Raw genomic sequence first — 25,730 nt, forward strand, 5'->3', positions numbered from 1 at the left:
CACTGCGACGGGCCGCGCCAACCATGTGGCAGGCGGGGGTAATCCGCGCAACCCCCGTTCATCTTGCTCCCCCGTCCGGGAAGTTGGGTGCGGTCGGCGGATCGTCGTACAGCGCCCTCGGTGCGTCGGCGTCGGTCGCCCAGCTTGGACGCACGACGAACGCGGACGCTGCCTCCTCGCACTCGATGCCCGGCTGGTCATGTGCCGTCGGTCACCGGTCGCTGCACTGGACGCGATGTTGCATAGGAGGTTGCGGGGAGTCGACTGGCCATCGCTGGGTCGCCTTGCCATGCATCCGTGTCGGGCAGCCCCTGGTGCCGGCGTAGGGCAAGTTCGGGGGCGTTCGTTGGGGCGCACTTGCTCCTGTCGACGATACACATGAGGCATTGGTGCCCTTCCGGGAACTTGATCCAAAGACTCGGGCGTTTGATGTCCCGTACGCGAGAGCGATCCGAGCGGCTGCTCGAAGCATGGACGGTAGCGCGGGTCGTTAGCGCCACGTCTTAACCAAGACCGGGCGGTGCATGGCACTCGTGCCGTGCGTCGTGCTGGTTTCAGGGCTGCGGATACCCAGACGCGCAGTATCGAGATGTCGCATATGGGACAGGCTGCGAGGTGGGTCTCGGGTTCGCCCGGGAGACCCCGACCAAGATCTTCTCCCGGATTTCTCCCAAACGATCACCAGAGACGCAAGAAGAGCCTGATCCTCAGTGAGGATCAGGCTCTTGACCTGGTACTTCTCTGTCGGGACGGTGGGATTTGAACCCACGACCTCTTCGTCTTGAATGAGGTTCGGGTGAGGTCGGCATCGGGTGGTTTGGTGTTCTGTCTGGTCAGAGCGTTGGGGGGGTGATGGTCTCGGATGGTGTCGAAGGGGCTTGGGGGGCGGGTTGGCTCCCAGCGGGACATGTGGCATGGGCCGGAGACTCCGCTCGTCGCGGCGTATTGGGTTCCATGGAATCCCTGGCTCTGCGCGTAGGGCTGTCGCAGCAGCTCGTTCGCTCTGACCCGCATTGACAGGCAGCCTGTCGGCGCCCTGGGCCCGAGCTTCACCTCCGCCGACTAGTTATACGCCCAACTGGAAGAGGCTATTGCGTGTCGTCAAGCTTGCGCATCAGCGCTGCGACCACCGCATGATCACGTGTGGCGTTAGTACGCTTGGGCTGATCCTGCTGGACCTGGTGTGTTTGAATCCGCTCACTCCGCTCCGCTTCCTGAAGCGCGATCAAGCGCTCAACTCTGCTGTACACGGTGGCGAACTCTTCCGGTAGCTCGTCCTTGGCGCCGTGCTCCGTGAGGAAATCCACCAGCTCCTTCCACGGTTCCAGGTCCCTAACATGCGGCTCGCGCTCCGGCAGCGCGGCGAGTCGGCGCAGCTCCTTCAGGGCGCACTGGACCAGGCCCTCGGTCACCGGTTCACGGATTGCTCGGGAGGGCGTCTGGCGTAGCCACTCGTACAACGCGATGGACTGATACCAGTCGCCAGCCTCGACGCTTATCTCGACCTCGCTGCGAATACTTTCAGCCACTTTCTTCCGGAAGCGTTCGGCGTATTCCTCCGGTACCAATCGGCTGGCGCTGAGAGAATCGGCCAGACTCTCCAAGTGGGAGAAGTACTCGTAGTAAGTGAACGGGGGGAGTGTCTCGCTCATTACGTACGCGGCAAGTGTCGAGGAGTTCAGCAAGCCAGCCGTCTCCAGAACCCACTGCAGGTGGGTCGACTGGCTTTCGTCCTCATCGGACAAACTGGTCTCTGGGCCTTCCAACTCCATGATGATGGCTGCCACGGCCGACTCATGCTCCCGCAGCCAAGCCAGGATGCCCGCCCCGTCGGCTAAATCAGCTGCGTCGATGAGTCGATGTACCTGTTCCTCGTAGATAAGTGCCTTGAGTAGATCCGCCAAGCGGGTCCGTCCTGCGTCGAGATGGAAGCGGACATAGTCCTCGATCGAGGGGTTGTGGAACGCTACCTGGCCCCGCTCGACCGAAACCATGGTCCCGTCCAGCACCTGAAGAGCCCTGCGGAACGTCCGGCCGTCCGCTGACTGATCCATTTCCTTGCGGTAGATCTGCCAGGATGCCTCAAGGCTGTCCAGACCAGCGGACCCAAACGTGAACAGCACCTCGAGCAGGTGGACAGCCTCGTCAGTCAGCTCGTTCTCCACGATGCGTTCCCAGACACGGCGAGGGTTGTCCAGGTTTTCCAGCATCGCTGCGGCGACGTCCTGACCCTTGCGTGCGGATAGCCGGAGAGTTTCCTCTACCAGACGAGGATTGAAGTTCCTATGCTCGATCACCATGGGCCAGACCTCCGGATCGGCAAACCGGCGCTTCATCTCTTGCGTTAGCGGCGAATGGTGAACATGGTTGTAAAGGATCTGGCCTCGTACGCGTAGACTCAGGTCGGTCAGCTGGATCACGCTGATCGCGTCAGACACATCCTGCGCCGTCAGCCGGTCGTGCCGGAGACGAGCGTGCTCCAGTATGTAGTCGCGGGTCGTCATCACCAGTGCTTTGCCGGGGGTTTCCTGGATCTCGCGGATCACTGACTGGAGGCGGTTGTCCTCGTTCTTGTTGAACGGTGCGTCCAGGGTTGTACGACCCAGGAAGTCGTCGTAAAGGAAAACTTGCCGGGTCCCGTCGCGCCACAGGGTGCCGATCTCATCGACGTCCTGGGAGATCTCGTGGACCTCGTAGCCGTTGCCCACCAGCCAGGCCGCGAGCATCAGAGCCACTGTCGTCTTGCCCACCCCAGGGATGCCGACGATGACGCAGACCTGCTGGGTGTCCAGAAGCTGCTTGGCCCGTTCGAAGCCCTCGTGCGGGACAAACGTGTCGGCGACTTGTCGCAGCCGCTTCTGCAGCCATGATGAGCGCAGGTACTGATCCTGGTTCAGCACGGTCTGAAGGACGGCGGTGCTGCTCAGCCAGAGTCGGAAGTGCCGTCGGACCAGGTTGGGGCGGAGTAGTAGTTCGGCGACGATCTCGTCCAAGCCGTACAGGTCGCCAGTGCTGTGTACGTGAGGGGCGAAGGCGTCGCGGAGTTCTTCCTTGCCGTCGACGGTCAGGCCGACCGTCGTGGCGACGATGTAACGGTCAGGTGCAAGTGCGCGGACCTTGGGCAGTTCATCCTTGATCAGGCGTCCGATCAGCGTCTTCTGGGTCGCGCGCGGCCAGTGCTTGCACTGCACGATGGTCGTCCCGGCGGGGGCGGCGTGCCGCAGGTCGATGCCACGGTCCCGGCCGCGCGGGAAGATTTCCAGCGGTATACCGAGAACATCACTGAACAGATCACGGCAGACCACCTCGAAGTCATGGTCTGTCAACCGCCCCAACTCGAAGGAATCCACGTCGTGTTCGCTCCGTCAGTGCCGCTACCGGCCTTCATTCTCCCGCAGCGGTCCGGGTTCCGGCGACGGGGCGGGTCTTTCCTCCGGATTCTCTGCAGGGCGACGTTCGATGGAAGCGGTCAGCTGTCGGGTGGGCGCTGGAGTGCCTCCAGCGGCAGGCGGGCTTCCGGAACGGCGGCTTCGCCATCGAAGCGGACGCCCTCGGCTGCCAGGACCGCCATGGGTGTGTCCATGCGTGTCGGGTCGCTTCACCGGAAGCCAGCGCTGACGCGCCCAGCCGCGGTGAGGGCCCGCCAGGCGTTGGGGCATCGATTACAGGTGGCCAGGTGGGTGCCGACCGGAACGGCGTGGCTGCCTGTAACGGATGCCACGTCGCCGTAAGTCGTCCACCGTCCAGGCGGGATGGTGCCCAGCAGGGTGTGGAGGCTCGTCCAATCCTTGCGCACGCTGCTGAGTTGCTGGGCCAGGTCTGCGAGGCTGGCCCCTTCCAATGCCGCCCATTCGTCGGGATCGACCGTGTTCGGGACGTTGTCGATGTCGACGTCCCACCAGGTCGTGCCCTGTATCCCGTCCGGTGTCCGGCCCGTCACACATCCTGAAGATGTGGTTGGCCAGCCCTGTTGGCGTGTAGTGCTTGTCATCCGCGTGCCAAGTCAGGGATTTGGCCGAGTTGTTGTTCCAAGTAGCTGTCGCAAGGCTGCCATCCCCACCCAGGCGAGGATGGCCTCGCGGACGGATTGCGGTGCGCCGTGTCTCGGAGTCAGATGCAGTCTTGTCCCGTCCGGCAGTAGGCCGACGGCGACGAGTAGCGGCACGGGGTGAACGTGCAGGTCGTCACGGACCCAGCCGGCGAGATTCTGTGGCTGTAGCCGGCATTGCCTGGCCGGACCCACGATCTGACCGCCGCCCGCACCCACCAGATCCTCCGGATCTGCGCGCGCCAAGCCGTCCCGATCCTCGCCGACATGGCCTACATCGGTGCGGGCGACTGGGCCACCACCGCCAAACGCCGCCCGCCAGGCGGTGAACTCACCCTCACTGAGCGGACCGAGAACCGGGCCCTGTCCACGGCCCGGGCACCTGTCGAACGAGGCATGGCACGGCTGAAGTCCTGGCAGATCTTCCGCAGATCCCGCATCAGCCCCAACCGCATGAGCGTCATCACCAAAGCCGTCCTCACTCTGGAGAAGCAACGCTGAAAAGGCTCACCCACTCCGGTAGGCGCTGTCGTTCGAGGAGCCCTTCCGCGGCTAGCCCGGTCGGTGAGATCGGTGTTGCCAACCGGCCTGCAACGACGAAGAGATGATCCACGCTTCCCCCTCGTCTGCTTGGCCGCGTCATGCCGGGCGTCCAGAGCGTACCTGCAGGTTGAGCCCTTGGGCAGTCCGTTGCGTCCGACCCCGAACCACTCCCAACGGTCCCACACTGCAAAACCTCTACCAGAAGAAATCAGTGATATGGGGAAATTACTTCTCCGATTGCCTCCGGGATTTTGGTGCTTCGATTGGTGGAACTGGAGCTGTAACTAAGTCCGGGAGGGGGATCGCTCACAGCAGACGCGAACCAGTGGATACCTTGATCGATGTCATGTCAACGTAGAGGTGTTCGGAAAAAGCCCGGTTGGTGGCCGGGGTTGGCTTAACTTGAAGACCCTCCAGGTGTCCGTGCGGTCGTTCGCATTGGAAATCCCCGACGTGTTCCGAACGGAATGGTCCAGATCAAGTGTATTGGAGTTCTGTCTTTGGGATCAGATAGTCCGATTGAGAAGAGGATGAACGCCCCGTTGCCGTCATGGCTTGCTAGCCGCCCCCGTGATCATAGGGGCTATCCGATCACTTATGTAACAGTGATCCGGATCGATGGTCGTCCGGATTTCACCGAGGTCGACGGAGCTCGGCGCCTGGAATGTATCCGCGACGGGCTATGCGGTCTGTGTGGTGAACCTCTCCGGTACTGGCGAGCGGTGATCGGTGGCCCAGTAGTGATCAGAAGTCGCCTGACGCTGGATCCTCCCATGCACGTTGAATGTGCAGTCTTTGCGGCCACGGACCGGATTGCCGGTTGCCCGTTTCTGCTGCACATGGGTTCTGCCCGCTATTCAAGAATAGAGGCCGGGGCAGGTTCGCCCACGCGCCCCAGTCGCATGTTTCTAGCTACGACTCGGTCTCACAGATTGGAGCACGCTGGCGACGATGTCCTAGCGCGCTGCGCGACGTTCAAGGAGGTGTGGGAGATTCTAGACGGAAGCCTAGTCCGGCTTCGATATTCCGCTGATTTGCCGTAGCCGTGTTTTTTTGGGGTGGGAGGGGCTCGTGGACCCCATGGGCGGTCAGGTTGGCTGAGCACGGACCGATTTCCCTCTCCCCCGCTGGTTAACTCGCGAAAAGAGGCCAACCGCGGTGCTGCCGTTATCGGAGGAGCGCGCACGGTGGGCGGCATGGGTGGGGCTGTCACCGCGCTGCCATCTGTGGCGTTACAGTGCGTCCCAGCCCAGGCCGGCCACCTAAGCTGGATGGGTTACTCGCGGTCGGGATCCTCGTCCGCGCTGAATGCATCGTCCAGGTCCAGCTCTGCCTGGATGGACCGACCGGGATGGGCGGATCGCCACGCTTCGAACTCCTCGTCGGACACTTCAAACCAAGTGCGGAGCGCCTTCTTGAGTGCGTTGGTGGCCAGCTCTGCTGCCTTCTCCTCTCTCTTGCCCGGGCCGAGAGCCGGCTGACTGACCTTGAGCGCGTTCGACTGCTGCTTGGTACACAGGTCCAGGTAGAGGCGACGGGCCTGGCTCAGACCGTCGTCGAAGGCCGTGCGGTCGATCAGCCAAGGAGCGATGTGCTGCCAGGCCGAGGGGATGGCGAGGGCCTGCAACCAGAAGTACCGGAAGTACACCGCATTGGGTGTGTCCATGTTAACGATCTGGTTTATCGAATTGCTCGCATCTTTACTGAAGGCGTTGCGGCGGTCGCGGGCCTTACCGCGGTCAAGCTCGAAGTATGCATTCCAAGCGCTGACGAGAGACGCTGCGAAGGCGGGGAGGTCCTTGAGCTCAGCTCCACCCGGCTGGTTCTTGCGCATTTCCCATAGCGAAGCCAGGGTCATGAGCATCCCGAGCTGGCAGGCATGGGTGTTGAAGACTCCGAACGCGGCCTTGGAGCGCTTGATGGAAAGGGGGGTCGTCGAGTTGAGGTATGCACGGGCCCGGTGCTCCTCGAACTCAGCTTCCTTCTCCTTCAGCGCCTCCCATGCCCGGATTACGTCTGTCTTGACCGGCATCTTCCCTTTCGTGTCGGAGCGCCTCCGCTGGTACTCGTCGTAGCTATCGCGCAGGGTCCAGTAAATTCCTACGCCGCCGAAAAGGGCGTCGTGCGCGAGGGCGGAGTGGTTATGGGTTGTATCCCAGCTCTCCTTAAAGGTTGCGAGGCCGGCGGCATGAGCCTTATAGGGCTCGGTCTTGGAGAGAAGCGTCAAGATTGCTTCTCCCCAGGAGTCCATGAACCTGCCGACCATTTCCTCCGCGCGGCCCAGCGGGAATTCGGTCTCGCCGATGCCCGTAACGGTGTATTGGCGCCCGCCATCGCTGAAATCGGGCGGCAGAAGGCTGACGAGGTCGAGCTGCTCGCGCATGAAGCTGTCACGGTCCTCTAGCTTCTCCCTGCCGCCGAACGGCTGCCCGAGATTGGTCAGGTACTTGGGCGGGCCGAAGATACACCGCTTGACGACCATCTTGAACAGGTGAATGTTCGTCATAACCGACCAGCGCGCAGGACGGCTGCCGTTAATCTCGGGGTTGTCGTACTCCACCGCGTAGAGCGGGAGATGGTTCTCGGTCCGACCGCGCAAGGCACTCAGGAGGCTTCGGGTGAGCACGTTGGAGAGCTTGCCGTCGGACAGCAGGATGATCCGCGACTCGCTCGGCGGCCGCGCCTCCTTGTTGACGTCAACGAAGAGCTTGCGTGCCGCCTCGTGTGGACGCGACGACTCCCCGGTTTCGTTCGGGAACCAGCACACAGTCACGGGAACCTCGATCTTCGCCAGGTCCGCCTCGGTGACTTGGTGTTCGCGTAGCAGTTGCTCGACGTGGTGCTCGTAGAAGGGGCGGAACTGCATTCCAGCACCCTGCCAGGTGCGGGACAGAGTGCGCTCCACCGCCAGCAGCCCCATGGCGCGGTGCTGTCCGTCGAGGACGACCAAGCTCGACTCGGACTGGTTCCACCACAGCTTGCCCAGGTTCGCCGGGTGCAGGTTGCCGTCGGCATCGAGGAGGCGGTGGATACGAAAGGCATTGCCTGCCTGTTCCTCCTGCCAGGGGGCCTCATCGTGGTTGACCGGAATCGGAGCGCTGAGCGCCGGGAAGGTTGTCGGTTTCTTGGCTCGGAAGGGTAGAAGCACGGCGACGATCGGAGGGAAGAAGGCGGGTCCGGTCATCTGCTGTTTGAACAGATACGGAATCAGCTTGCCTGCGACTCGGTGGTCGTCGAGATCGCGTTGCAGCAGCTGGTTGAAGTCCAGGTCCCCGGCGTCCATGACCTCGCGAACGGGCGCGAGGCTCTTGGTGAGCTGTCGCTCCGGTGCGTCGGCGTCTCCGCCCAGCCTGGCCTTGGTCATGATGTAGTCGACCCGGCCGGCGGGAGTATCGAAGCTCCCCCACGTTCCCTGCACGAAATCGCGGAACGTGAGCTTGGAACCTGAGCCAAACATCCTTGGTTGCCTCTCAAGACGGTTCCACCGCGTCGCGGCGGAAGCTGGTGGTACATGGCGCAAGACGAACTAGAAGTGCCGAATATGAAGGGACGTCACGGGGGCGTCGCAGCCCGGCGGCGCCTGGTGCAGTCGGGCGGGGTACGGGGCACCCCGCCCAAGGCGCGCCTTACTGGTCCTTGAAGGCGTCCCGGAGGAGCGCCTCGGTGAACATGCCCCAGTAGGTCCGGAGGTCGTCGAACCGATCGGGGTCTTCGTACATGGCTTCTGCATGCGCGTAGGCGATGAGCAAGTGGTCGAGGGCTGTCTGCGCCCTTCGTGCGAGGTCGGTGATCTCTTCGGGGTCCAGGTTCTGCGTGCCCTCATCGGCGAGCTTCTTGAGGGGCATGTACACCTGGTCGAAGAGAGCATGGCGGAGGTTGAACTTGACCGCGGCCTTGCCGTTGAGGTGGTCGATGACCAGTAGTTCCTTGCCGGGCCACGAGGCGCCCATGAGGGTGATGGGCTTTGTGCGGATCTGCTCGCGGATACGCTCGATCTTCTCAGCGTCTTCCTCGCTGTCCAGGCCCAGATCGATCGCGGCTTGCTGGACGACCTTCTCCTCGTCGTCCGGAGTCGCACCGCGGCCGGCGATCCCTCTCGGGAAGTTTGGGAAGACGCGAGCTGCGGTGTCCATCGTCTCGGTGTGCTCGCCCTCTTCGAGACGCTTGCGGGTCTCGGCCTCCTTCCAATCCGCGCGGACCCTTTTCAGTGCCTGCTTCACAGGTGCCTTGAGCCACTCGCGAAGGTCGTTGCGCAGTTTGCTGACTGGCTCTGCCCCGCGCTTGACGTTGCGGACCTGGAAGTACTCGTCCAGTTGTGCGGGAAAGCTGACCTCGATCGCGACGTAGCGCAGGACCTTGTCGTTGCGTCCGCCTTCGAGTAGCCGGGGGACAATGTCGTAGTAGATCTCCCGACCATTGCGCAGAATACTGATCTTGGCCGTGTTGTCGGCGTTGATCTGGAACTCGGAGATGTCGTGACCGTTGTGGTCCGTGTCACCGCCGGCGCCTGAGTAGGGGCGGAACTCTCGGGGCACGACGGCGACCGCGACGTGCACCTTGTGTCCGTTGATCTTCAGGTCGGTCTCTTCGATCAGCTCCCCGCGCGGGTCGAGCGGCTTGTAGCGGGAGATGATCCTCGGGTTGTCGCGCAGGAACAACGGATCGTGCAGCGTGATGACCTTGCCATCCAGCTCGAAGGTCCGGCCGGTGTCGATGTAGGTCCGGTAGGCGCGGGCGATGAACTTGCGGAGCTCGGCGATTTTCTGCTCAAGGGAGGTGCCGTAGGTCCCACCGCTGGAGAGCCGGTCGATCTTGCCGAAGACGACGAGCGTGCCGGATGAGAACGGTGTCTCGTCGCGGCCAGTCATCAGCTTGACCGCCTCGGCAGGCCAATCTTGAACCTCGTCGGTGGTGATGTAGTGCTGCTTGCCCTCGCGGATCTCCTGGAGATCGATGTAACTGTGGTAGATCTTCGGGTCGCCGGTCTGCTTGCTGTAGATGTCGATACGCTCACCGAGGCTGAGCCCGGCGAGTTTGAGTCCGACACCAAAACGTCCCAGCCCCCTGCGCTCGCCGTAGCGGCTGCTGTACCCCATCGAGAGCACGTGGTGCATCTTCGTGGGTTCGATGCCAATGCCATTGTCGGCAATGAGGATGCTGTCGATCGTCTTCTTGCCGCGGCCGAAGATCGTCCGTACGCGCAGCAGAGTGGCCTCGGCTTCGAGGGAGTTGTCTAGCGGCTCGCCGATGGCTGCGGTGAGGTCGAAGCCGGCATCGCGCATGGAGTCCAACGCGCGGTCGACCTGGATGAGATCTGCGCGTTGGTCGTCCGGGGCGAGGAACAGAGGCGAATTCATCATCGGTCCTTCGTCGTAGTGGGTCGCACGTGCTCGGGGACGGCGTGGATGCGGTCTCGGAGGGTGGCCTGCTGCTGGGGCAGGCAGAAGGTGCAGGGGATGGAGTGGCCCTCGGGCCGTGCAGGGTGAATACGGTTGGAGGCGTCAGGGGTGAGAAGGTGGAACAGCGCGCACTCCACCATGTATGCGCTGGTCGCACTGGGGTGTACGTCGTAGGTGAAGTAGTCGGCGCGGCGGTCTGTGCAGTGCCGCAGGAGACGGCGGCGGATATCCGTGTCGCTGCGACCGACGTAAGTTGGGCGGCCATCCGCCGTGTACAGGACGTACGTGCCGATCCGATGCGGTGGTATGAGGGTGCGCACGAGTAATGGGCTGAGCCTTACGGGAATTGGGGTCACGCCGCGGCCTCCGCGGCGTGCCACAGAGTTCGTGCGTGGCGCCGGGTCCGGCTGATGCGCTCGCGCATCCGCAGCAGCGGCACTGCGTGGCGGTCGGCCATGGAGGCGGCGTCGTGTCCGCGTGCTAGATCGTTGAGCAGGAGGCGTTCTCCATCGGCCAGGTTCGGCTCGGTACTCAGCCACGCGATGATCTCGGCGACCAGGAGTCTGGAGTCGGTCCCGCCGTAGTCGACGCGGTCGGGGTCGAGCGGGACGAGTTGGGCGATGGCCCGGCGGCGCTTGAGCGCCTCGTAGGCATGCCCCATGGCCGACCTCGCGCGGTACGGCGCGGGAGTAGAGGCGTCCGTCGGGTTGCGCAGGAGCTCGTCGAGTGCACGGTCGATGCGGTCGAGTTCGTACGTGTCGCTGCTGGCCAACGCCTGCTTCTGCAGCGCGCTGACCGCCCCGGCGACGGGGTGGCTGATCATACGTTTCGCTCCGGGTGTCTGGTGGTGGGCCCCATGCGGTGGCACACGTCCGAAAGGTGAAGCGGTGTTATGCGGTTGTAGCTTCAGCGTACTAGGTGCGACTGGCCGGCGTGGGTGTTCTGCCGAAGTCCGGCTCTTCGCAAGGCTTTTGGCCCCTCATCTATAGAGGTCGGGTGGAGGACTCAGTTGTTGCGCCTCTGCGAAAGGTTTTTGACGGTTCGTCGGTCCGGCCGCCTCGCGGGCATGCCAAGGCCCGCCTCTCAAGCACAGCGGAGGCGGGCCTCAACGGATCGTTGTCTACTCGGTGGTGATGGCGATGAGGTGCTGGATGGAACGCAGGTCCTGGCGTCCAGCGAGGTAGCCGATACCGCGATGCAGGTGGACCATCAGGGTCTTGCTCACAGCGGTCTCCGTGGGCTCCGCGCCGTCCATCGCGCACCGCTGCTTCAGCAGGGCTAGGTAGACGTCGCCGTGGGGTCCGGCGAAGGTCTTCCAGGCGATCTCCACGTTGGAGTCGGTGCTGATGTCCCGCACGAGCGGGGTGGATGGGTCGCGCAGCGACAGTGCGAGCGCCCAGCGGCACAGTTCGTTCCACTGGGTCAGCCCGGTGTGGCGCTTGAGCCAGGCCAGCTGGTCTTTGGCGGCTTGGGAGAGCCGGATGGTGATCTCATACGGCATGAAGGGCCCCCTCAGTCCACCAGTATCCCTTTCCGACGCGGGTGGTGAACGTGGTGTCGTCGTGCACGAGGACGTAGCTCTGGGCGATAGACGGCCGCAGCCTGTCCAGAAGGTTCTCGTCGATCTCCTCGTCTGTGGACAGCAGGAGGACCTGTCGCCCGGCGTACGGGAAGTACCGGTCGACTAGGTGTTCGCGGTGGCGGCTGTCCAGGCGCCCCAGTGGCGTGTCGATGACGGTAGGGAGCCGGTTGCCGGCCACCTTTGCCAGTCCCCACAGCAGTGAGATGGCCAATAGCTGCCGCTCACCAGCGCTGAGCCGGGCGGGATCCACAGTCTCCTCGTCCTGGTTGGCCAGCGCGATCGTGAACTTGTCCGTGTCGATCCGCAGGTCCTTGATCAGCCCGCTCTTGCGCATCAGGGTCTGGAAGCTGCGCAGGACAGCCACCTCCAGACTGCTGATGTGCTTGCGTAGGAGCGCTGAGCCGAAGCGTTCCAGGGTCGCCCGAGCCTTCTCCGCGTAGGTGCCGATCCGCTTGAGCTCCTCCTCGCGGACTAGTGGCAGTGCCTGCTTCTCTCGTGCGCGCTCGAAGTCGGCCTTAAGCCGTTCATGGCGGGCCTGGGCATCAGCGATCAGCAGGGAGGCTTGTTCGACGGCAGCACGGGTGACGGCCACCTCATCCCTAGCGGCCTGGAGCTCTTCAATAAGAGTCTTGATCTTGCGCTCGTCCGGGACAGCGGCCAGTTGACGTTCGGCCTGCTGCAACTCGTGCGAAGTCTTGTCAGCATTTTGCAAGAGCTCGGCAGCGCGAGCCTCGTCGGCTCGCAAGACCTCGTCCAGTGCGGACAGCTTCTGCGTGAGGTTGCGGGGCAGGTCCAGGTCCAAGTCGAGGTCGGCGGCTGAGGCGCGCTTCTTCCTCTCGACCGTCAGTTTCTTCTTCAGCGCGGTGCGGGTGGCAGCGGGCACGCTGTCGGGTAGCTGGTCGATTAGCCATGCATCTCGTGATTCGAGGATTCCAACGACCTGTCGGGCTTCATACGCTTCCTGCTCGCGGACTGCCTGCTCTCGCAACATGGCAAGTTGATCGCGAAGCAGCGCCAGGGGAAGCGCGCCTTCAGCCATACCGCGCAGGGCCTTTTGCGTTTGCGCCAGACGGTCCGCAGTACTTGCCTTGGCCGTCTCAAGTGCACGGCGCTCCTCATACAGGCGCCCACCTGCGCGTTGGAACTTTCGCTCTATCTTGGTGAGTTCCGCCTTTGCCTCGTTGTAGCGCTCGGTGGCCTGCTCCAGTTCCGCCTTCCGGGCGGGAATCTCCGTGGAGGCTGCCTGCTTCTGGGCTCTTAGTTCATGGAGCTGTTCAAGGGCCCCTTGGTCCTCCACTGACAGCCGCTGTCGGCGCTGGAGAACCAGCAAGTCGGTGCGCAGTTGCTCAACAGCCCTTACGCCGAGCAGCGAATGGACGGCGGATTCGATCACGTCCGCTGCTCGTTCGGGGTCTGCCAGCTGCTCGACCTTTTCGCCGTCGAAGAAGAAGAGCGAGGCGACCTCAAGGGGTAGGATTTCTTCGACGTGCTCAGCCCAGTTCTCGCTGATAGTGGCGTCATACCGGCCATCGATGGTGACAGCCAGGTTCTCCCGTACGCTCTTGCCATTGAGGGCCCAAGTTCGGTCGACCTCGTAGGTGCGGTTCCGGCCCTCCGCGGTGATCGAGAATTCCAGTCGCAGCGCAGAACCTTGTGCGGAGTCGGCGGCTCGGTTGATGCTTTCGCGCAAGTAGGTGTCGTACGCGCGGTTACCGCGTCCACTGCACCGGGCCCGAGGCCCGTACAACACGAGCTGGATTGCGTCGAGCAGAGTCGTCTTGCCGCAGCCGTTCAGACCGCCGATCAAAATGATCGGACGCTTGGGTTTGACTCGAAGGTCAAGGTGCTGCCGCCCCTGGTAGGCGCCGAAGTCTTGGAGCGTGAGGCTATGCAGGTGCATCAGTAGTGGTCTCTTCGTTCAGCGACAGCTGGGTCGGGTCACTTTCGCGCAGTTCCTTCAGCTTCTTAGCGAACTGCAGCGCGTCGTCCGCGTCCTCGTAGTAGCCCTTCTTGATGGCCTTTTCCAAAGACTCGAACAGGCCGGCACGTCGGGTCATCGTCCGGTACTGCCGCTCGATCGCCAGGAGTTCGCGCGTCATCGAGAAGTGGATTGGGTCATCCTCACAGGCTTCCTTCAGTAGCCCGATCTCCTCCGCTCCCAGTACGAGCTGCTCGTCCAGAGGCAGGCCAGGGAACTTCTCGCCGGTTACCTCCTCGTAGATACCCGGCAGAGAGTCCTCGACCTCGTGCTTGTCGAACACCCAGATCCGGCGGATCTCGTGCAACTCCTTCATCGAGATCAGTTCGATGCCGCGCACATGCTCCGGAGCCTTCTTGTGGTTGCGGACTTTATTCTGTGCGCTGAGGAGCTTACGCAGCCAGTCCTCGCGAGCGGACTGCTTGTATGGCCCGGGAATGGTTCGGTCTCGGTCGCCGAACAGCTGGACACTGCCGTTCATCCGGCGGAAGTCCCGCGTCTGGCTCTCGTTGTTGACGTCGTCGAGTTCGTTGCGGAGCTTGAGCAGTGGCCGCATCCACTCCTTCTCGTCGTCGTTGCGGATCATGGCAGTCATCGACTTGTCCTGCTCGACCAGCGTGCACGTCCAGCAGCCGAACCGGCTGTCACCACACGAGGGCGTGGTGTCGTCGACGACCAGCGGGCACTCGGAATCATCGGACGCGCCCTGGTACATCGTCAGCAGGTCCTTGTTGTCGTGGCCCCAGGGGTTGGGGTACTGCATCAAGAACGCCCACACTTCCTCGGTCGACCAGTCCTCGATCGGGCTGTAAACCAGGGAGTTGGGGAGGTTACCGTTGGGCGAGAGACGGTCGCGGACGCGACGCTTCTCATGACGGGCCATCGCCCGAGCCCGAGCTTGGCTTTCGGCCTTGCGGATTCCCAGCACGAGGATCGTCTCCCCGTGGCGGCGCACGACACGGCGAATGAAGGCGTTCGATGGCTTGATCTTCAACCGCTCAGTGCACCAGCGGAACCTTGGACGGGGCGCAGGGTACCCCTTACCGATCAGGCTGACCCAGAAGGTGTCCTTGACGTCCGGGGTCAGTTTGTGCGACTCGATCGGGAGCTGCTGCTCCTGCGCAGCAGAGCGCATAGTGTCCAGCGATTGGCCAACCCAGGCGGCGACAACTGGATTTTCCACCAAGGTGTCCGTGCTGATCACGTGGACCGGCTTGGTGCGCCGGTCGGCGGGCAAGTCCTTGAGCGCGAGCCACACCAGCTGGAGAACCGCGGTGGAGTCTTTGCCGCCGCTATACCCGATCACCCAAGGCACCTCGTCGGCAACATAGAGTTCGCGGATTTCCTCCGTCAGCTCCTCGACGACCTCTGCCAGGGGCCTGTCCTGGAAGGTCCTTGTCGAGTTGGGGGTGCTCATGACTCTCCTCGCAGATAGGCGTCTTCCACCCGCTGCTCCTCAGCATTGAGTTCCAGCTTGAGGTGCTGCCGCAGGTAGTTCACGGTCAAGGTCAAGTTCTGCCGGCTTTTGGACACGCGCCCGCCCACGAGCGCCCGCCCCTCCCAGTCTGTGTTGGAGCGCGACCAGTCCACCGTGGACAGCGGCTTGAGGACGGGGTTCCAGCTTTGTGGCGAAAGCGACTTTCGCAGCAACGTGTTGCCGATGCGACCCAGCGCATGCAGGGCGATGCCATGGCTGTGAAGGAAGTCGCTGCGCATCTCCGATGCCGACATCTCGCGGCGGCGCACCGCCCCCCACTCTGGGATCACTGAGTCGATCGCGCCCCAGTACGCCTCCGCCAGCTCCTGGGACTGGTTCTTGCTGATCTTCAAGTCCTGCAGCAGGGACTGAGTGGCGTAGTAGATGGAGCTCAGAGTGAACAGCTTGCGTGAGCGCTGGGACAAGGTGCTGTTCTCCATGTCTACGTGCCCCTTGAACATCGGGGCACGCATCGCCAGGAGTCGCACGGTGGTCGACAGATCATCACGGTGGTCGTACAGCACGCCGATGGATCGGGGTGGCCGCACGGCGTGTCGGTTCAGATCAGCGAACATCTGCTGGCAGCGGGCGAGCCCGACATCGTGGAAGAACACCACGGCGATCGTCTCCTCGCCGAGGTCGGGGTTCTCCTTCAGTGCCTGCTCAATGGCGGCACGCCGGTGTTGACCGTCGTTGATCAGGAAGCGGGCAGCCATCGAGATGCAGATCTGGCCGGCGCGCATCCCTACACCGCTGTCCGTGATGCCCTCGAATCGGATGTCGCCGTCGACAGAAGCGGTGAGTGCACTGAAGACGTAGTCGGCGGGGTTGTCGACGATGTAGCGGGTCAGCGCCGGCAGTCGCCCCTTGTTCAAGGTCCGCTGCGCACGCACCTCGGGGGCCAACTCGTCCTCGTCAAAGAGAAAGATCTTAGGGATGAGGCGCAGCGGACACATGGACACATAGAACTCGCGTCCTGCCTGGATGCCCCGGATGGCCGGAAACACGTACTCGAAACCGGCAGACGTCGGCGGTTCGACAGGTTCAGAAGCGACAGAAGATCCCACCTGGCAACGCTATCGTACGTCAGGTAAATGACGTACGTGGCATGCAGAAATGACGCTTGAAGGTGGATGGGTTCCATGGTGACGTACCTGGACGCGGCGGCGACGACGCGCGTGGACCAGCGGGTGGCCGATGTCGTCCTGCACTGGATGACGGCCGAGTTCGGCAACGCGGGTAGTCGTCACGAGTACGGTCTCCGTGCCAAGCGGGCGGTAGAACGCGCCCGGGATTACCTGGCCGGGACCGTAGCGGCGGAGCCCGACGAGCTGATCTTCACGAGTGGCGCTACGGAGAGCAACAACATCGCTCTGCTGGGGCTTGCTTCCTATGGCGCGCGGACTGGGCGGCGCCACATCATTTCCTCCGCCATCGAGCACAAGGCGGTTCTCGAGCCGCTAGAGCACCTGGCGGGCCGGGGGTTCGAAGTGGACTTCCTCCAGCCTGGCCCCTCAGGCAGGATCACGGTTGAGGCGGTTATGGAGCGGTTGCGGCCAGACACCCTCCTGGTGTCGGTGATGCACGTGAACAACGAGACTGGCGTCATCCAGCCGGTTGCCGATCTCGCACACGAGCTCCATTCCACTATGACCTACCTGCACGTGGACGCGGCTCAGGGATACGGCAAAGTTCCTGGGGACCTGATGGCGCCGATCGACATGATCAGCATCAGTGGCCACAAGATCGGCGCGCCCAAAGGTGTCGGAGCGCTGGTTACTCGACGCCGGGAGAACATGGACGACGAGCGACCTCCCCTGGAGCCGATCATGTTTGGCGGTGGGCAGGAACGCGGCCTGCGGCCTGGCACGCTCCCCGTACCTTTGATCATGGGGTTGGCAGAGGCCGCCAAGATCTTCGAGAAAGAGCACGCTCAGTGGCAGGCCGCCGCGCTTGACGTGCGTTCGAGGCTCCTCGAAGGGTTGGCTCCCGTGAGCTTCCATCTGAACGGTGACCAGGATCACGTTGTCCCGCACATCCTTAACCTCTCGTTCGAAGACGTGGACTCGGAAGCGTTCCTCGTCACGCTCAAGGACCTGGTTGCGGTCGCGACCGGATCTGCCTGCACGAGCGCCTCGTACACCCCGAGCCATGTACTCACCGCGATGGAGCTGCCTGACTCGGTGGCTAAGAACGGGCTGCGATTCTCCTGGTACCCGGAACAAGCAGAGAGCCTGGACGTCACGGAGCTGGCTTACGGTGTTGGGAAGCTTCGGCCTCGGGTCTGAGAGAGCTTAGCCGCGAGCCCGGACGAGGCGGTGCCCGCGTAGAGCCCGCCCGCACCGCATCAGTTCGCTCTCCCAGCCCTTCTCTGTGCCAATCAGGTGCGGGTGTGCGTACAAGTCGGCCTTGACCTCGGATTCGGTCAAGCGCTGGAATTTGGGCGCATCCGGGTCGTCCGGGTGAAGGAACTCGTGCTTGCGGTGCAGCAGCGGCCGATTGTCGCGGTGTTCATATGAATGATGGGAGGTCTCAAAGGTTTCCAGATCCACCTGGTAGGAAGTCAGTAGGCGTGGGTGCGGGTCACGGTCGAACTCGGGATAGTCCAGCCAGCTGACGGCACGGCCCCGATGGAAGAGCTTGACCACGGTCCACGCCTGTGGTCGGCCAGCTGCGATCGACGCGCAGTGTTCGTACAGGCGTAGCACGGTTGGCATTCTTTCCACGGCTCTGCGGTGGACGTAAAGCGCGGTCGGGGTCAGCTTTCCGACGGCGGAGGCGTTCATAGCTCCGCGGATGTAGGCATCTTCCCGCAGCTTGAGCAGCAGCCGGTCGGCTCGTCGGCACGCCTCCTTGTATGAAGAGAAGAACGCCCGGATGTCCAGCTGCACAGTCAGCGGCAGACTGGTGAATGGGCCTCGGCCGTTGAAGAGTTCGACAGCGAGGAACAGCAGCGTGTTGAGGGTGGTGCGCTTGGCGCCCTCTTCCACCTTGGCTGCGTCGGCGGACTCGCGGACTAGGCGGTGTACCTCCGATGGGCGCAAGTGCGCTAGCAGCTGGGCGGTGTGCAGGGGCATCTCCTCCAGTCGTGGAGGCCGTCCACGGCGCTCTACATGGTCCATGAGCGCAGCTACTGCCGTGGTGGTGTCGCTGGAGGCCAGCCACTGCTCGTCGGTGACGATCCGGCGTGCGAGGTAATTCAGCCGGTCGCTGTCGGTTTTGAACGCATAGATGATCCCTGGCGAGGCGGATACGGCCCGGACGCCGGTGATCTCTTCGACATAGGTCCGCAGCTCGTTAGTGCCATACAGGTGTTGGAACGTCTTCCGCCGGGTCAGCAGCCCGTCACCGAACTCCTGACCGTTGACCTTTGACTTTTCCCATGTCAGGCGTGCGGAGACGATCAGTACCCTGTCTGTGAGTTTCCAGGCACGTTGAAGGGTGCGCTGCCGCTCGGCAGGGTCCTCAATGACATTCAAGACGTAGGTAATGAGGACAACAGGGGCTGGCTTCAGTTGCACGTCAGGCTTATAGAAGGGATCCCAGCCTGTGGCATCGCACCCCATGTTCCGCAAGGCGTGGACATCCTCTCCGCGCCCGCATCCATAGTCGAAGACGGCGTCGCCGGGAAGGATCTGCCGGTCGAGTAGCGCTTGGCGGGCGGGGACGGACAGGCTGCCTCGCTTGATGGCGGTGAGCCACCGCTTGCTCTCGAGATCCTGGGACATGCGACTACCCCTCGATGCCTGTGCCTTCCAGCCGGAGTATGGCGGAGTCCCGTGGCTATAGGGGCGCGGTGAGCCGAAATCAGCGCTGAAGCTTCGAGCCTGTCCCGGATACTCCGAGCCTTCGCCTCTACTGGCACAGCGGAAGAGAGACCCCAGACCGTCTGTAAGCGACGGCGGATTACAGAACTGACCATTAGGGTGCGGGACGTGCATCCCCTTTTGGTTCTCTTCGACCTGGACAACACCCTCGTGGATCGGCAGGGGACGGTCTCCGACTGGGCCGCCGAGTTCACCTCACGGTACGGTCTGGAGGACGAGGAACAGGTGGACGTCCTAGGCAAGGTGGTCGAGCGGGCCTATCCGTCTACCTTCGGCGCGATCCGCATCCGGTACCGTCTGCCTATGTCGACGGCGGAGTTGTGGCGCGCGTATTGCGCCGACATCGCGGCCATGGTGTCGTGCCCGACGGAGGTCCTCGACGGCTTGGACGAGCTGCGTGCGTCCGGCTGGCGAGTGGGCGTGGCGACCAACGGCGCGGCAGACATCCAGCGTGCCAAGCTGCAGGCCACCGGTATCTCCGAGCACGTGGATGGCCTCTTCGTCTCCGAAGAGGCCGACGCGCGCAAACCGCACACCCGGCACTTCGCCCTAGCGGCGGCCCGCTGCGGCACCGTGCTGGGCGACGGCGGATGGATGGTCGGCGACAACCCGGTCAACGACATTGGCGGCGCACGCTCAGCAGGGCTGCAAACCATCTGGATCGGCAACGGCCGCTCCTGGCCACTGGACGATCCCGGGCCGGACCACATGGTGCCGCATGCACGCGCCGCCATCGACCTGCTGCTTCTACACTCCGCCGACCACACGAGGACCACGACATGACGGACACCATCGGGCTGCTGCACCCCGGCAGCATGGGATCCGCCTTCGGCGCCCAGCTGCGCGCCCGCGGCCACATCGTGTTGTGGTGCCCCGACGGACGCAGCGACACAACCCGCCGCCGGGCCGAGCGGGCGGGCCTCGAACGTGAGGCACTGCCCGAGCTCCTCTCCCGCTCCGATGTGCTGCTCTCGCTATGCCCTCCCGCCGCCGCGGAGGAGACTGCTGCCCAGGTTGCCGAGCTCGGCACGGCCGGTGTCGGCACGATCTATGTTGAAGCGAACGCCGTGTCGCCGTCGCGCATACAGCGCATCGCCGACTACCTGGCCCCAATGCCGGTCATCGATGCTGCCGTGGTCGGATCGCCTCCGGTGGGCGGCAAGTACGCGACGCTCTATCTGTCCGGTTCCAGTCAGCAGGCCGACCGGATCGCCGAACTCTTCGCCGGCACCGATGTGCGGCCCCACGTCTTGGGCGACAGCATCGGCAAAGCCTCCGCGCTCAAGCTCGCGTATTCCAGCTACCAGAAGGTTTCCCGCGTGCTTGCCGCCGTGGCATACGGGGCAGCCGAAGCGTACGGCGTCGCGGACGAACTGCTGGGGATCGCAGCCAAGCGCACCCGCAGCTACCTCGTAGAGACCGACTACATCCCCAAGACCGCAGCCCGAGCCTGGCGTTGGGGCCCGGAACTTGAGGACGCAGCGGCCCTGCTCGCCGACGCTGGGCTTCCGGACTCTCTCATGCACGCCGCTGCTGCGACGCTCGCGCGATGGGACGACAACCGAGACGAGCGCCTAGACATCGCCGACGCGCTGGAAGCTTTGCGGGCACAAGGTGACCTGGACAATCCGAGTTGAGTGGTCGCGTCCGCGGCGTCGATGACCTCCTGGCCGTCAAGAGCGAGGTGACGACGCGCGAACGATCGCATCGATCCTCTTCGCGGCTTCATCAGGTGCCGTCTCTTCCGTGTCGACGCGCAGCTCCCACTTCGCCCGCGGATGAGCTGCGAGATCGGCCTGAGTGGCGTCCCACGCGGTCAGCCGAGCCGCCGTGTCGGTGTCGCCCCGCTGAGGTGAGCGCCGGGCAGTGGTCTCCTTGGAGCACCAAAGCAGAACGCGCACCCACTGCGCCGGATGGAGGGCGGTCACCTGCTCCATCCCTGCCATCTGTCCGAGGTGGACGACGGGGATGCTGCCGCCCTCCATGGCTTGGTCGAGGCCAGGCCGGTCGACGACGTAGGTATTGCCGTAGCGCTCGTTGCGGTAGATGACGTCGCCACCCGCCTCCAGGGCGGCCAGCTGCTCCGGTGTGCCCATTCGGTAGCCGTGGGTCTTCCCGCTTCCGACTTTCAGTCGGGTGAACGGCGCATACCGCGCGTCGAGTTCGGTGAGTGCCGTGGTGATCGTGTCCTTGCCCGCCGTCGGCGGCCCGTACAGCAGGATGCCCCGCCTCATTGGAACACCGTCCCGAAGACCTGGCGCACCTGGTCCGTGAGTGAGATCGCGGCGCCGAGCCGGTTGTCGACGACCAAGTGCGGTACAACGGGCCGAAGTTCGAGATCGACCCCGGCGGCGTACGAGTCCCAGTTCTGGAGTTTCCAGCTGTCGCGGGCGGCGGACCGGAAGCTGATGTACTCGTGCATCGTGTCGAGGTCGCACTGGATCCAGACGACGGCCACGGTGACGCCACGCGCTTCGCAGCGGTTGATCAGGCGCCGCATCCAACGAGGGTCGGTGGCTTCGCTGATAAAGGGTGCGCTGAGTACGGTGCTGATCGCGCAGTCGATGTTCGCGTACGCAGTCTCCAGGAGGCACTGGTACTCCAGCGGGCGGACCTTCTCCCGGTAGAGATCGGTGTGCCGGTCGTTGGGCTCGCTGCCCATCTCCATGAGGAGGCGCTCGACGAGGGGGCGTGTGATCGGGTCCTTGTCGAGGACGGGCCACCCGGTGAGCTGGGATATGAAACGGGCGAACTCCGATTTCCCGCTGCCGGCGTAGCCACCGACCATCAGCAGGGTCGGCTTGTTGGGGTCGCCGCCTGTGTGGCGACGTTTCCAGGCGTCGAGGATGCGCTGCTGCATGCCCTGCCCGTCAGAGTCCTCCGTGCCGGGCGCGAGTTGGAGCAACGCACGCTCCACTGCAAGGACATGGGCTCCGTTGTGCGGCTCGCTCGACGCGGTGAACTTGAGCTTCCTGGCCTCGTCGGGCAGAGCGTTGCGGAAGCCGAGCTCGGGCTCGGTCGCGCGGTACAGCAGGCAGTACGCGCGGCGGTAGTGCGGCCCGGGATATATCTCGCCCTGCTCGTGCTGCCACAGCGTCTGGAAGTTGGCGGCCGGCACCGCGAGCCCCGCGGCCCTGGCCACCTCGCGCAGCTGCTCGCCCGCACCTTCAAGAGTCAGGCCGTGGGCTTCGCGTTGCTGCCTCAACTTGTCCGGGCGCCAACCCGGGCGACTCTTCCCCACTGCGCCTACCGCCTGCCCATCCCTGGTCATGATCCGGAGCCTAGGTCAGCCTCTCATGAGCGCGTGTGTAAGCGGATGTTGAAAAGTCAGACCTACCGACCATGAACCGCTGATGAGCAGGTCCGGCAACAGCTCGTGATACTCCGAGCGCTCCCAGACCGCTGTCATGGTCACACCGACGCGGTCGTCCCAGTACCCGCCTCGGTCTCCAGTAATCGTCCGAGATCGAAGGGGGTTCGCAGTGGCTGTCGATGTTGCTGTCCTGCTGATCCTCGGCATCGTGATCGCCTTCTCGTGCCGAGGAGGCGGGCTCAAGGCAGGCCACGCCGCGGTGTGCGTGGTTTTCGGCCTGTACCTCGCCGGGACCCACAACGTCGGCCCGTTCGTGAAGGACGTGACGGCGTCGGTCGCCGGCCTGCTGTCGGGGCTGAGGCTGTGAACCCGCCGACGACTCCGCACCCATCCAGCCCTTGGAATGACGCCACGGAAAGGAGGCAACTTGTGCTCGATGGCGACGCGACGGTACGTGAAGCCGAGCTTCTGTACGGTCCGTTCGGCCGTGCGATCGCCAAGCCGTACGCCATGACGCAGCGGGCAGTCGATGGTGGCTCTCTGCGGAAGGTCTACCTGGGCGTTGATCCTGAGGGCCGGCGCCACCGTGAGGCGGACACGGTTCGGCGTGCTGCTCACTGTGGTCTTTCGGTGCCGGAAGTCCTGGCCACGGGCAGGTGTGACGCTGGATCTTGGTCGGTGTTCCGCGTGCTGCCGGGCGTGCCGTGTGGCGTGCGCACGGACCGGGTGATCGAGGAGTACATCGATCACGTCATTCGCCTAAGGGACAGGCTTCACCAGTCATCGCTCGATCTCACGCCCGGCTCCGGCTGGAGCAGTGAACGAGGGAGCCCTTCGACGCAGCCCCAATTCCTGCTCGACCAGCTTTCCCCACGCTGCCGGGAACGGCCGTGGTGGGCAGCGCTGGCCGAGGCCCTCCAACCGCTTGAGTCCCATCCCGTCGTCTACCTCCATGGTGATCTCAAGCCCGAGCACCTCTTGATCGACGGCCACCAGCTAAGCGTCGTCGACTGGGAGGCCAGTGCCCGCGGGCCCGCCGTCGTCGACTACGCCAGCGTGGTGTTCCACCTTGTACGTGACCTGCTGTACGGGGGCGTGAAACCTGGCCGTGCCCCGATCGATCTCATGACCCGGCTGCCGTTCAGCGGTCCTGTGCTGGCCTGGCGCCTGCTGCTCTGGCTTGATCGCCGTCGCTCTCACGACATCGACCTCATCGCGGCGAGCGATGTCCACCGACTTGCCGCTGAGGAACACGCCCCAGTTGCCTACGCCTCACTGGCCGGGGCCGTATCAGTTATGCGCGCCGCCGGCGTCCCGCGCTGAATCCTCGCTCCTTGCTCATCGGCGCGTCGACGCCTGCACTCATCCACCCTTCGTGCACACCAAAAGGGAGTTCGTCATGCCTCGTACCAGCACGACCATCGGCAACAGTCACCTCGTCATCGACACTGCCATGGCCCGACCGGATGCGACGACCATCGTTGAAAGGAAGGGCCTCGGCCACCCGGACACCCTGGCCGACCACCTCGCCGAGCGGCTTTCCCGTGCCTACAGCCACCACACGGTCGAGCGCTTCGGCGCCGTGCTGCACCACAACTTCGACAAGCTCGCCCTCCTCGGCGGCGCGAGCGAGGTCCGGTACGGCGCCGGCCGTATGACCGCCCCGGTCAGGGTGCTCGTCAACGGCCGTGCCGCGCCCATGTGCGGCGGAGAGCGGATTCCTGTCGAGGAGATCGTGGAGGCCGAGGTGCGGGCGTTCTTCGACGAGCGGCTTCCCGAGATCTCGGACCACCTCGACATCGTCTTCAACATCACCAGCAATTCGAGCCCGGGTGCCGTCCTGACCGGCGACGAGGCGCCCGACCGGACACGTTGGTTCAACCCGCGGTCGATCGAGGACCTTCGGGAGCGGCGGGTGCGGCTGTCCAACGACACGTCGCTGGGTACCGGTTGGGCACCGGAGAACATTTTCGAGACCCTCGTGATGCGGGCATGCAGGGAGGCGGCTCTTGCTGGGCCGGTTGATCCTCTGATGGAGGCCCCAGGTGACGATGTGCAGGTATCGCTTGTGATCCGGCGCCTTGTAGCGGCAGATCAGCCCGGCGTCGGCGAGCTGCGCGAGGTCCGTTTCGACATCGGACGGGGTGTGCTCCGGGCGCAGGACCCACAACTGTCCGGCGATGATCGCGGCGTGGCCACGGTGGCGGCCCTGGTCGTCGGCCTGGGTGAGCAGGCCGAGGAAGGTGCGCTCGGCGGTCAGGGAGACGGCGGCCAAGGACTCGGAGACGAAGGCTTCGGGCTTGATGGTGCGGATTCGTGCCAAGTGCGGGGCGGTCCTCACTCGGTGGCCTGTGCGTGGGCAGCACGGCTCACCGTCGGTCGGGGCGAGATTCGAGCGGGACACGTTGGCGCGGACGCGCGCCGGGAAGCGATTGCGCTTCCGGGGGTGTCGTCAACATAGCCACACCCCCGTTGCGCAAGTCCAGCCCTATCCGGCGCAATCTCTCACGGCAGAAAGGCTGCGAGAAATGGGGCTGGGTGGTGGGCGGGAGGAAAACCATAAGGCACGATCCGCTGTTGACCAAATAGTTGCCGGGACCGCAGAGCCAGAAGCGTCACATCGGCAAGCCATTGACGCGCCGTCGACAGGGAAGCTACAACACAACATCCCACGTCAGAGCCCTGATTGATGCGCCGCTCCGCGCCGTTCCCGGTCCCACAGGAACCACTTCGCGGCGAACCGCGCGAGCGCAACATAGCCGACGATCGCCGGTTACCAAAACCGGCGATTGGACCTTTCAATTGGAGTCATGCCCCCACGCTCATTGGAAGTCGGACCCGCTGGAATACAGGTGGCCCGCACTATTGAAATCCTCCAGACCGAACGAGGCTTGTCACAACGGCAGTTGGCCGGCCGAGTGACCGCCCTCGGCCACCCGATGTCTAACACCATGCTGTCCCGCATCGAACGCGCCCAACGACGCTGTGATGCCGACGACCTCGTCGTGATTGCCAAAGCCCTCCTCGTCTCGCCTCTCGTGCTGCTGCAGAGGCCGACCGCCACGTGACGAGGCCCGCCCAGCGCCGCTGACAGAGCACGCTCCCACCCAGTGAGGACCCGCCCTTCTTGCGCCACTCCGACATACCCCCTGCCCTTGCGCGACGCCTTCCCGGCACCGAGGGCGCAGCTCCATTGCCCCGTCTCTACCGCCCCGAGGAAATCGCCGAAGCTCTCGGTTGTTCCGCCTGGTGGGTCAAGGACCGGGCCCGACGCGGACTCATCCCGCACACCCGCGTCGGCCGCGCCTACCGCTTCACCGTCACACACCTCGCCGAGATCGTGCGCCTCCACGAAGAACGCCCGAAGCGATCCGTCAGCAGCGCGTCGGCCAGTCCAGGGGCAACAAGACCTCCCGCTGCACGAACGCGTGCCGCCCAGCCTCCTGGGCCGACTACGGCTCCGACGACAAGGCGTCTGCGGGCCCGACCGCCGCGCCGGACCCAGTGCGAGACCGTCGCGTAGCGCGCCCGCGCTCAGCCACAAGCCGAGAACAGGGGAGGAA

At 64.1% G+C, this 25,730-nt stretch carries 20 protein-coding genes and 4 pseudogenes; 10 read left to right on the forward strand and 14 right to left on the reverse strand.

Annotated elements, in window-relative coordinates; all coding sequences use genetic code 11:
- Window positions 1-377: 377 nt before the first annotated feature.
- Window positions 378-494 (forward strand): annotated as a pseudogene (locus AOK22_RS44005) (DUF7701 domain-containing protein); the annotation flags it as partial.
- A gap of 594 nt (window positions 495-1,088) precedes the next feature.
- On the opposite strand, the gene AOK22_RS18330 reads toward AOK22_RS44005, so the two are convergent.
- Together AOK22_RS18330 and AOK22_RS18335 are read right to left on the reverse strand one after the other, a co-directional pair.
- Window positions 1,089-3,350, reverse strand: a complete 2,262-nt coding sequence (locus AOK22_RS18330) for an nSTAND3 domain-containing NTPase (RefSeq protein ID WP_055699747.1) — start codon at window positions 3,348-3,350, stop codon at window positions 1,089-1,091.
- Window positions 3,351-3,598: 248 nt separating this feature from the next.
- Window positions 3,599-3,940, reverse strand: coding sequence for an MGMT family protein (locus AOK22_RS18335; protein WP_055699748.1), 342 nt, complete (start codon window positions 3,938-3,940; stop codon window positions 3,599-3,601).
- A 219-nt stretch (window positions 3,941-4,159) separates the two neighbouring features.
- On the opposite strand from AOK22_RS18335, the pseudogene AOK22_RS18340 reads away from it, so the two are divergent.
- A pseudogene (locus tag AOK22_RS18340) lies at window positions 4,160-4,549 on the forward strand (transposase family protein); the annotation flags it as partial.
- A gap of 1,318 nt (window positions 4,550-5,867) precedes the next feature.
- Here AOK22_RS18340 and AOK22_RS18345 read toward each other — a convergent pair.
- The 8 genes from AOK22_RS18345 to dndB form a co-directional block, all read right to left on the reverse strand.
- Complete coding sequence (locus AOK22_RS18345; protein ID WP_055699749.1) at window positions 5,868-8,048, reverse strand: ParB N-terminal domain-containing protein; 2,181 nt, start codon at window positions 8,046-8,048, stop codon at window positions 5,868-5,870.
- Between the two features lie 169 nt (window positions 8,049-8,217).
- Window positions 8,218-9,948: an ATP-binding protein gene (locus AOK22_RS18350; protein ID WP_244164865.1), complete on the reverse strand. Its 1,731-nt coding sequence runs from the start codon at window positions 9,946-9,948 to the stop codon at window positions 8,218-8,220.
- Window positions 9,948-10,370 carry a GIY-YIG nuclease family protein gene (locus tag AOK22_RS43870; RefSeq protein ID WP_341845583.1) on the reverse strand — a complete coding sequence of 141 codons (423 nt, stop codon included), beginning with the start codon at window positions 10,368-10,370 and terminating at the stop codon, window positions 9,948-9,950. Before AOK22_RS43870 ends, AOK22_RS18350 begins: the two co-directional genes overlap by 1 nt.
- Complete coding sequence (locus AOK22_RS18360) at window positions 10,343-10,813, reverse strand: hypothetical protein (protein WP_055699752.1); 471 nt, start codon at window positions 10,811-10,813, stop codon at window positions 10,343-10,345. The genes AOK22_RS43870 and AOK22_RS18360 overlap by 28 nt, the downstream gene beginning before the upstream one ends.
- 297 nt (window positions 10,814-11,110) lie before the next feature.
- Window positions 11,111-11,491 (reverse strand): DNA sulfur modification protein DndE, encoded by a 381-nt coding sequence (gene dndE / locus AOK22_RS18365; protein WP_055699753.1) that lies wholly within the window; start codon window positions 11,489-11,491, stop codon window positions 11,111-11,113.
- Window positions 11,481-13,472, reverse strand: a complete 1,992-nt coding sequence (gene dndD / locus AOK22_RS18370; protein ID WP_055699754.1) for a DNA sulfur modification protein DndD — start codon at window positions 13,470-13,472, stop codon at window positions 11,481-11,483. Before dndD ends, dndE begins: the two co-directional genes overlap by 11 nt.
- Window positions 13,459-14,967 carry a DNA phosphorothioation system sulfurtransferase DndC gene (gene dndC / locus AOK22_RS18375; RefSeq protein WP_055699755.1) on the reverse strand — a complete coding sequence of 503 codons (1,509 nt, stop codon included), beginning with the start codon at window positions 14,965-14,967 and terminating at the stop codon, window positions 13,459-13,461. Before dndC ends, dndD begins: the two co-directional genes overlap by 14 nt.
- Window positions 14,964-16,094: a DNA sulfur modification protein DndB gene (dndB, locus tag AOK22_RS18380; RefSeq protein WP_055699756.1), complete on the reverse strand. Its 1,131-nt coding sequence runs from the start codon at window positions 16,092-16,094 to the stop codon at window positions 14,964-14,966. Before dndB ends, dndC begins: the two co-directional genes overlap by 4 nt.
- A 75-nt stretch (window positions 16,095-16,169) precedes the next feature.
- Here dndB and dndA point away from each other — a divergent pair, with 75 nt between their 5' ends.
- Window positions 16,170-17,315, forward strand: coding sequence for a cysteine desulfurase DndA (dndA, locus tag AOK22_RS18385; RefSeq protein WP_055699777.1), 1,146 nt, complete (start codon window positions 16,170-16,172; stop codon window positions 17,313-17,315).
- Window positions 17,316-17,321: 6 nt separating this feature from the next.
- Here dndA and AOK22_RS18390 read toward each other — a convergent pair whose 3' ends face one another.
- Window positions 17,322-18,755, reverse strand: coding sequence for a DNA phosphorothioation-associated putative methyltransferase (locus tag AOK22_RS18390; protein WP_055699757.1), 1,434 nt, complete (start codon window positions 18,753-18,755; stop codon window positions 17,322-17,324).
- 207 nt (window positions 18,756-18,962) lie between these two features.
- Here AOK22_RS18390 and AOK22_RS18395 point away from each other — a divergent pair, with 207 nt between their 5' ends.
- Both AOK22_RS18395 and AOK22_RS18400 read left to right on the forward strand, forming a co-directional pair.
- Complete coding sequence (locus tag AOK22_RS18395) at window positions 18,963-19,637, forward strand: HAD family hydrolase (protein WP_055699778.1); 675 nt, start codon at window positions 18,963-18,965, stop codon at window positions 19,635-19,637.
- Window positions 19,634-20,491, forward strand: coding sequence for an NAD(P)-dependent oxidoreductase (locus tag AOK22_RS18400; protein WP_055699758.1), 858 nt, complete (start codon window positions 19,634-19,636; stop codon window positions 20,489-20,491). The genes AOK22_RS18395 and AOK22_RS18400 overlap by 4 nt, the downstream gene beginning before the upstream one ends.
- Window positions 20,492-20,527: 36 nt before the next feature.
- Here AOK22_RS18400 and AOK22_RS18405 read toward each other — a convergent pair whose 3' ends face one another.
- Entirely contained in the window at window positions 20,528-21,088 is a 561-nt protein-coding gene (locus tag AOK22_RS18405) for a phosphotransferase-like protein (RefSeq protein WP_055699759.1), read from the reverse strand.
- The gene (locus AOK22_RS18410; RefSeq protein WP_055699760.1) at window positions 21,085-22,125 is read right to left on the reverse strand and encodes an AAA family ATPase; all 1,041 of its coding nucleotides are present in this window, start codon (window positions 22,123-22,125) and stop codon (window positions 21,085-21,087) included. The genes AOK22_RS18405 and AOK22_RS18410 overlap by 4 nt, the downstream gene beginning before the upstream one ends.
- Before the next feature lie 211 nt (window positions 22,126-22,336).
- Between AOK22_RS18410 and AOK22_RS18415 the strand changes: the two genes are divergently transcribed.
- From AOK22_RS18415 to AOK22_RS18425, 3 genes and pseudogenes are all read left to right on the forward strand, one after another.
- The gene (locus tag AOK22_RS18415) at window positions 22,337-22,534 is read left to right on the forward strand and encodes a hypothetical protein (protein ID WP_055699761.1); all 198 of its coding nucleotides are present in this window, start codon (window positions 22,337-22,339) and stop codon (window positions 22,532-22,534) included.
- 62 nt (window positions 22,535-22,596) lie between these two features.
- Window positions 22,597-23,490, forward strand: coding sequence for an aminoglycoside phosphotransferase family protein (locus tag AOK22_RS18420; protein WP_055699762.1), 894 nt, complete (start codon window positions 22,597-22,599; stop codon window positions 23,488-23,490).
- A gap of 130 nt (window positions 23,491-23,620) precedes the next feature.
- Window positions 23,621-24,169: pseudogene (locus AOK22_RS18425) on the forward strand (methionine adenosyltransferase); the annotation flags it as partial.
- Here the strand turns inward: AOK22_RS18425 and AOK22_RS42820 are convergent.
- A pseudogene (locus tag AOK22_RS42820) lies at window positions 24,146-24,490 on the reverse strand (hypothetical protein); the annotation flags it as partial. The pseudogenes AOK22_RS18425 and AOK22_RS42820 sit on opposite strands and share 24 nt — an antisense overlap.
- A gap of 529 nt (window positions 24,491-25,019) precedes the next feature.
- Here AOK22_RS42820 and AOK22_RS18430 point away from each other — a divergent pair.
- The gene (locus AOK22_RS18430; RefSeq protein ID WP_425264044.1) at window positions 25,020-25,235 is read left to right on the forward strand and encodes a helix-turn-helix domain-containing protein; all 216 of its coding nucleotides are present in this window, start codon (window positions 25,020-25,022) and stop codon (window positions 25,233-25,235) included.
- 74 nt (window positions 25,236-25,309) lie between these two features.
- Window positions 25,310-25,690, forward strand: a complete 381-nt coding sequence (locus tag AOK22_RS42825; protein ID WP_079036659.1) for a helix-turn-helix domain-containing protein — start codon at window positions 25,310-25,312, stop codon at window positions 25,688-25,690.
- Window positions 25,691-25,730: the final 40 nt, after the last annotated feature.

It is taken from the genome of Streptomyces silaceus, from assembly GCF_001419745.1.
GTDB classification, from domain to species: domain Bacteria; phylum Actinomycetota; class Actinomycetes; order Streptomycetales; family Streptomycetaceae; genus Streptomyces; species Streptomyces silaceus.

What these genes read in the sequence shown, in the direction of transcription:
- AOK22_RS18405 (WP_055699759.1), bottom strand. Translation starts at nt 21,088, where the DNA reads ATGAGGCGGGGCATCCTGCTGTACGGGCCGCCGACGGCGGGCAAGGAC.
- dndE (WP_055699753.1), bottom strand. Translation starts at nt 11,491, where the DNA reads ATGCCGTATGAGATCACCATCCGGCTCTCCCAAGCCGCCAAAGACCAG.
- AOK22_RS18350 (WP_244164865.1), bottom strand. Translation starts at nt 9,948, where the DNA reads ATGAATTCGCCTCTGTTCCTCGCCCCGGACGACCAACGCGCAGATCTC.
- dndD (WP_055699754.1), bottom strand. Translation starts at nt 13,472, where the DNA reads ATGCACCTGCATAGCCTCACGCTCCAAGACTTCGGCGCCTACCAGGGG.
- dndA (WP_055699777.1), top strand. Translation starts at nt 16,170, where the DNA reads ATGGTGACGTACCTGGACGCGGCGGCGACGACGCGCGTGGACCAGCGG.
- AOK22_RS18345 (WP_055699749.1), bottom strand. Translation starts at nt 8,048, where the DNA reads ATGTTTGGCTCAGGTTCCAAGCTCACGTTCCGCGATTTCGTGCAGGGA.
- AOK22_RS18360 (WP_055699752.1), bottom strand. Translation starts at nt 10,813, where the DNA reads ATGATCAGCCACCCCGTCGCCGGGGCGGTCAGCGCGCTGCAGAAGCAG.
- AOK22_RS18390 (WP_055699757.1), bottom strand. Translation starts at nt 18,755, where the DNA reads ATGTCCCAGGATCTCGAGAGCAAGCGGTGGCTCACCGCCATCAAGCGA.
- AOK22_RS18410 (WP_055699760.1), bottom strand. Translation starts at nt 22,125, where the DNA reads ATGACCAGGGATGGGCAGGCGGTAGGCGCAGTGGGGAAGAGTCGCCCG.
- AOK22_RS18400 (WP_055699758.1), top strand. Translation starts at nt 19,634, where the DNA reads ATGACGGACACCATCGGGCTGCTGCACCCCGGCAGCATGGGATCCGCC.
- dndC (WP_055699755.1), bottom strand. Translation starts at nt 14,967, where the DNA reads ATGAGCACCCCCAACTCGACAAGGACCTTCCAGGACAGGCCCCTGGCA.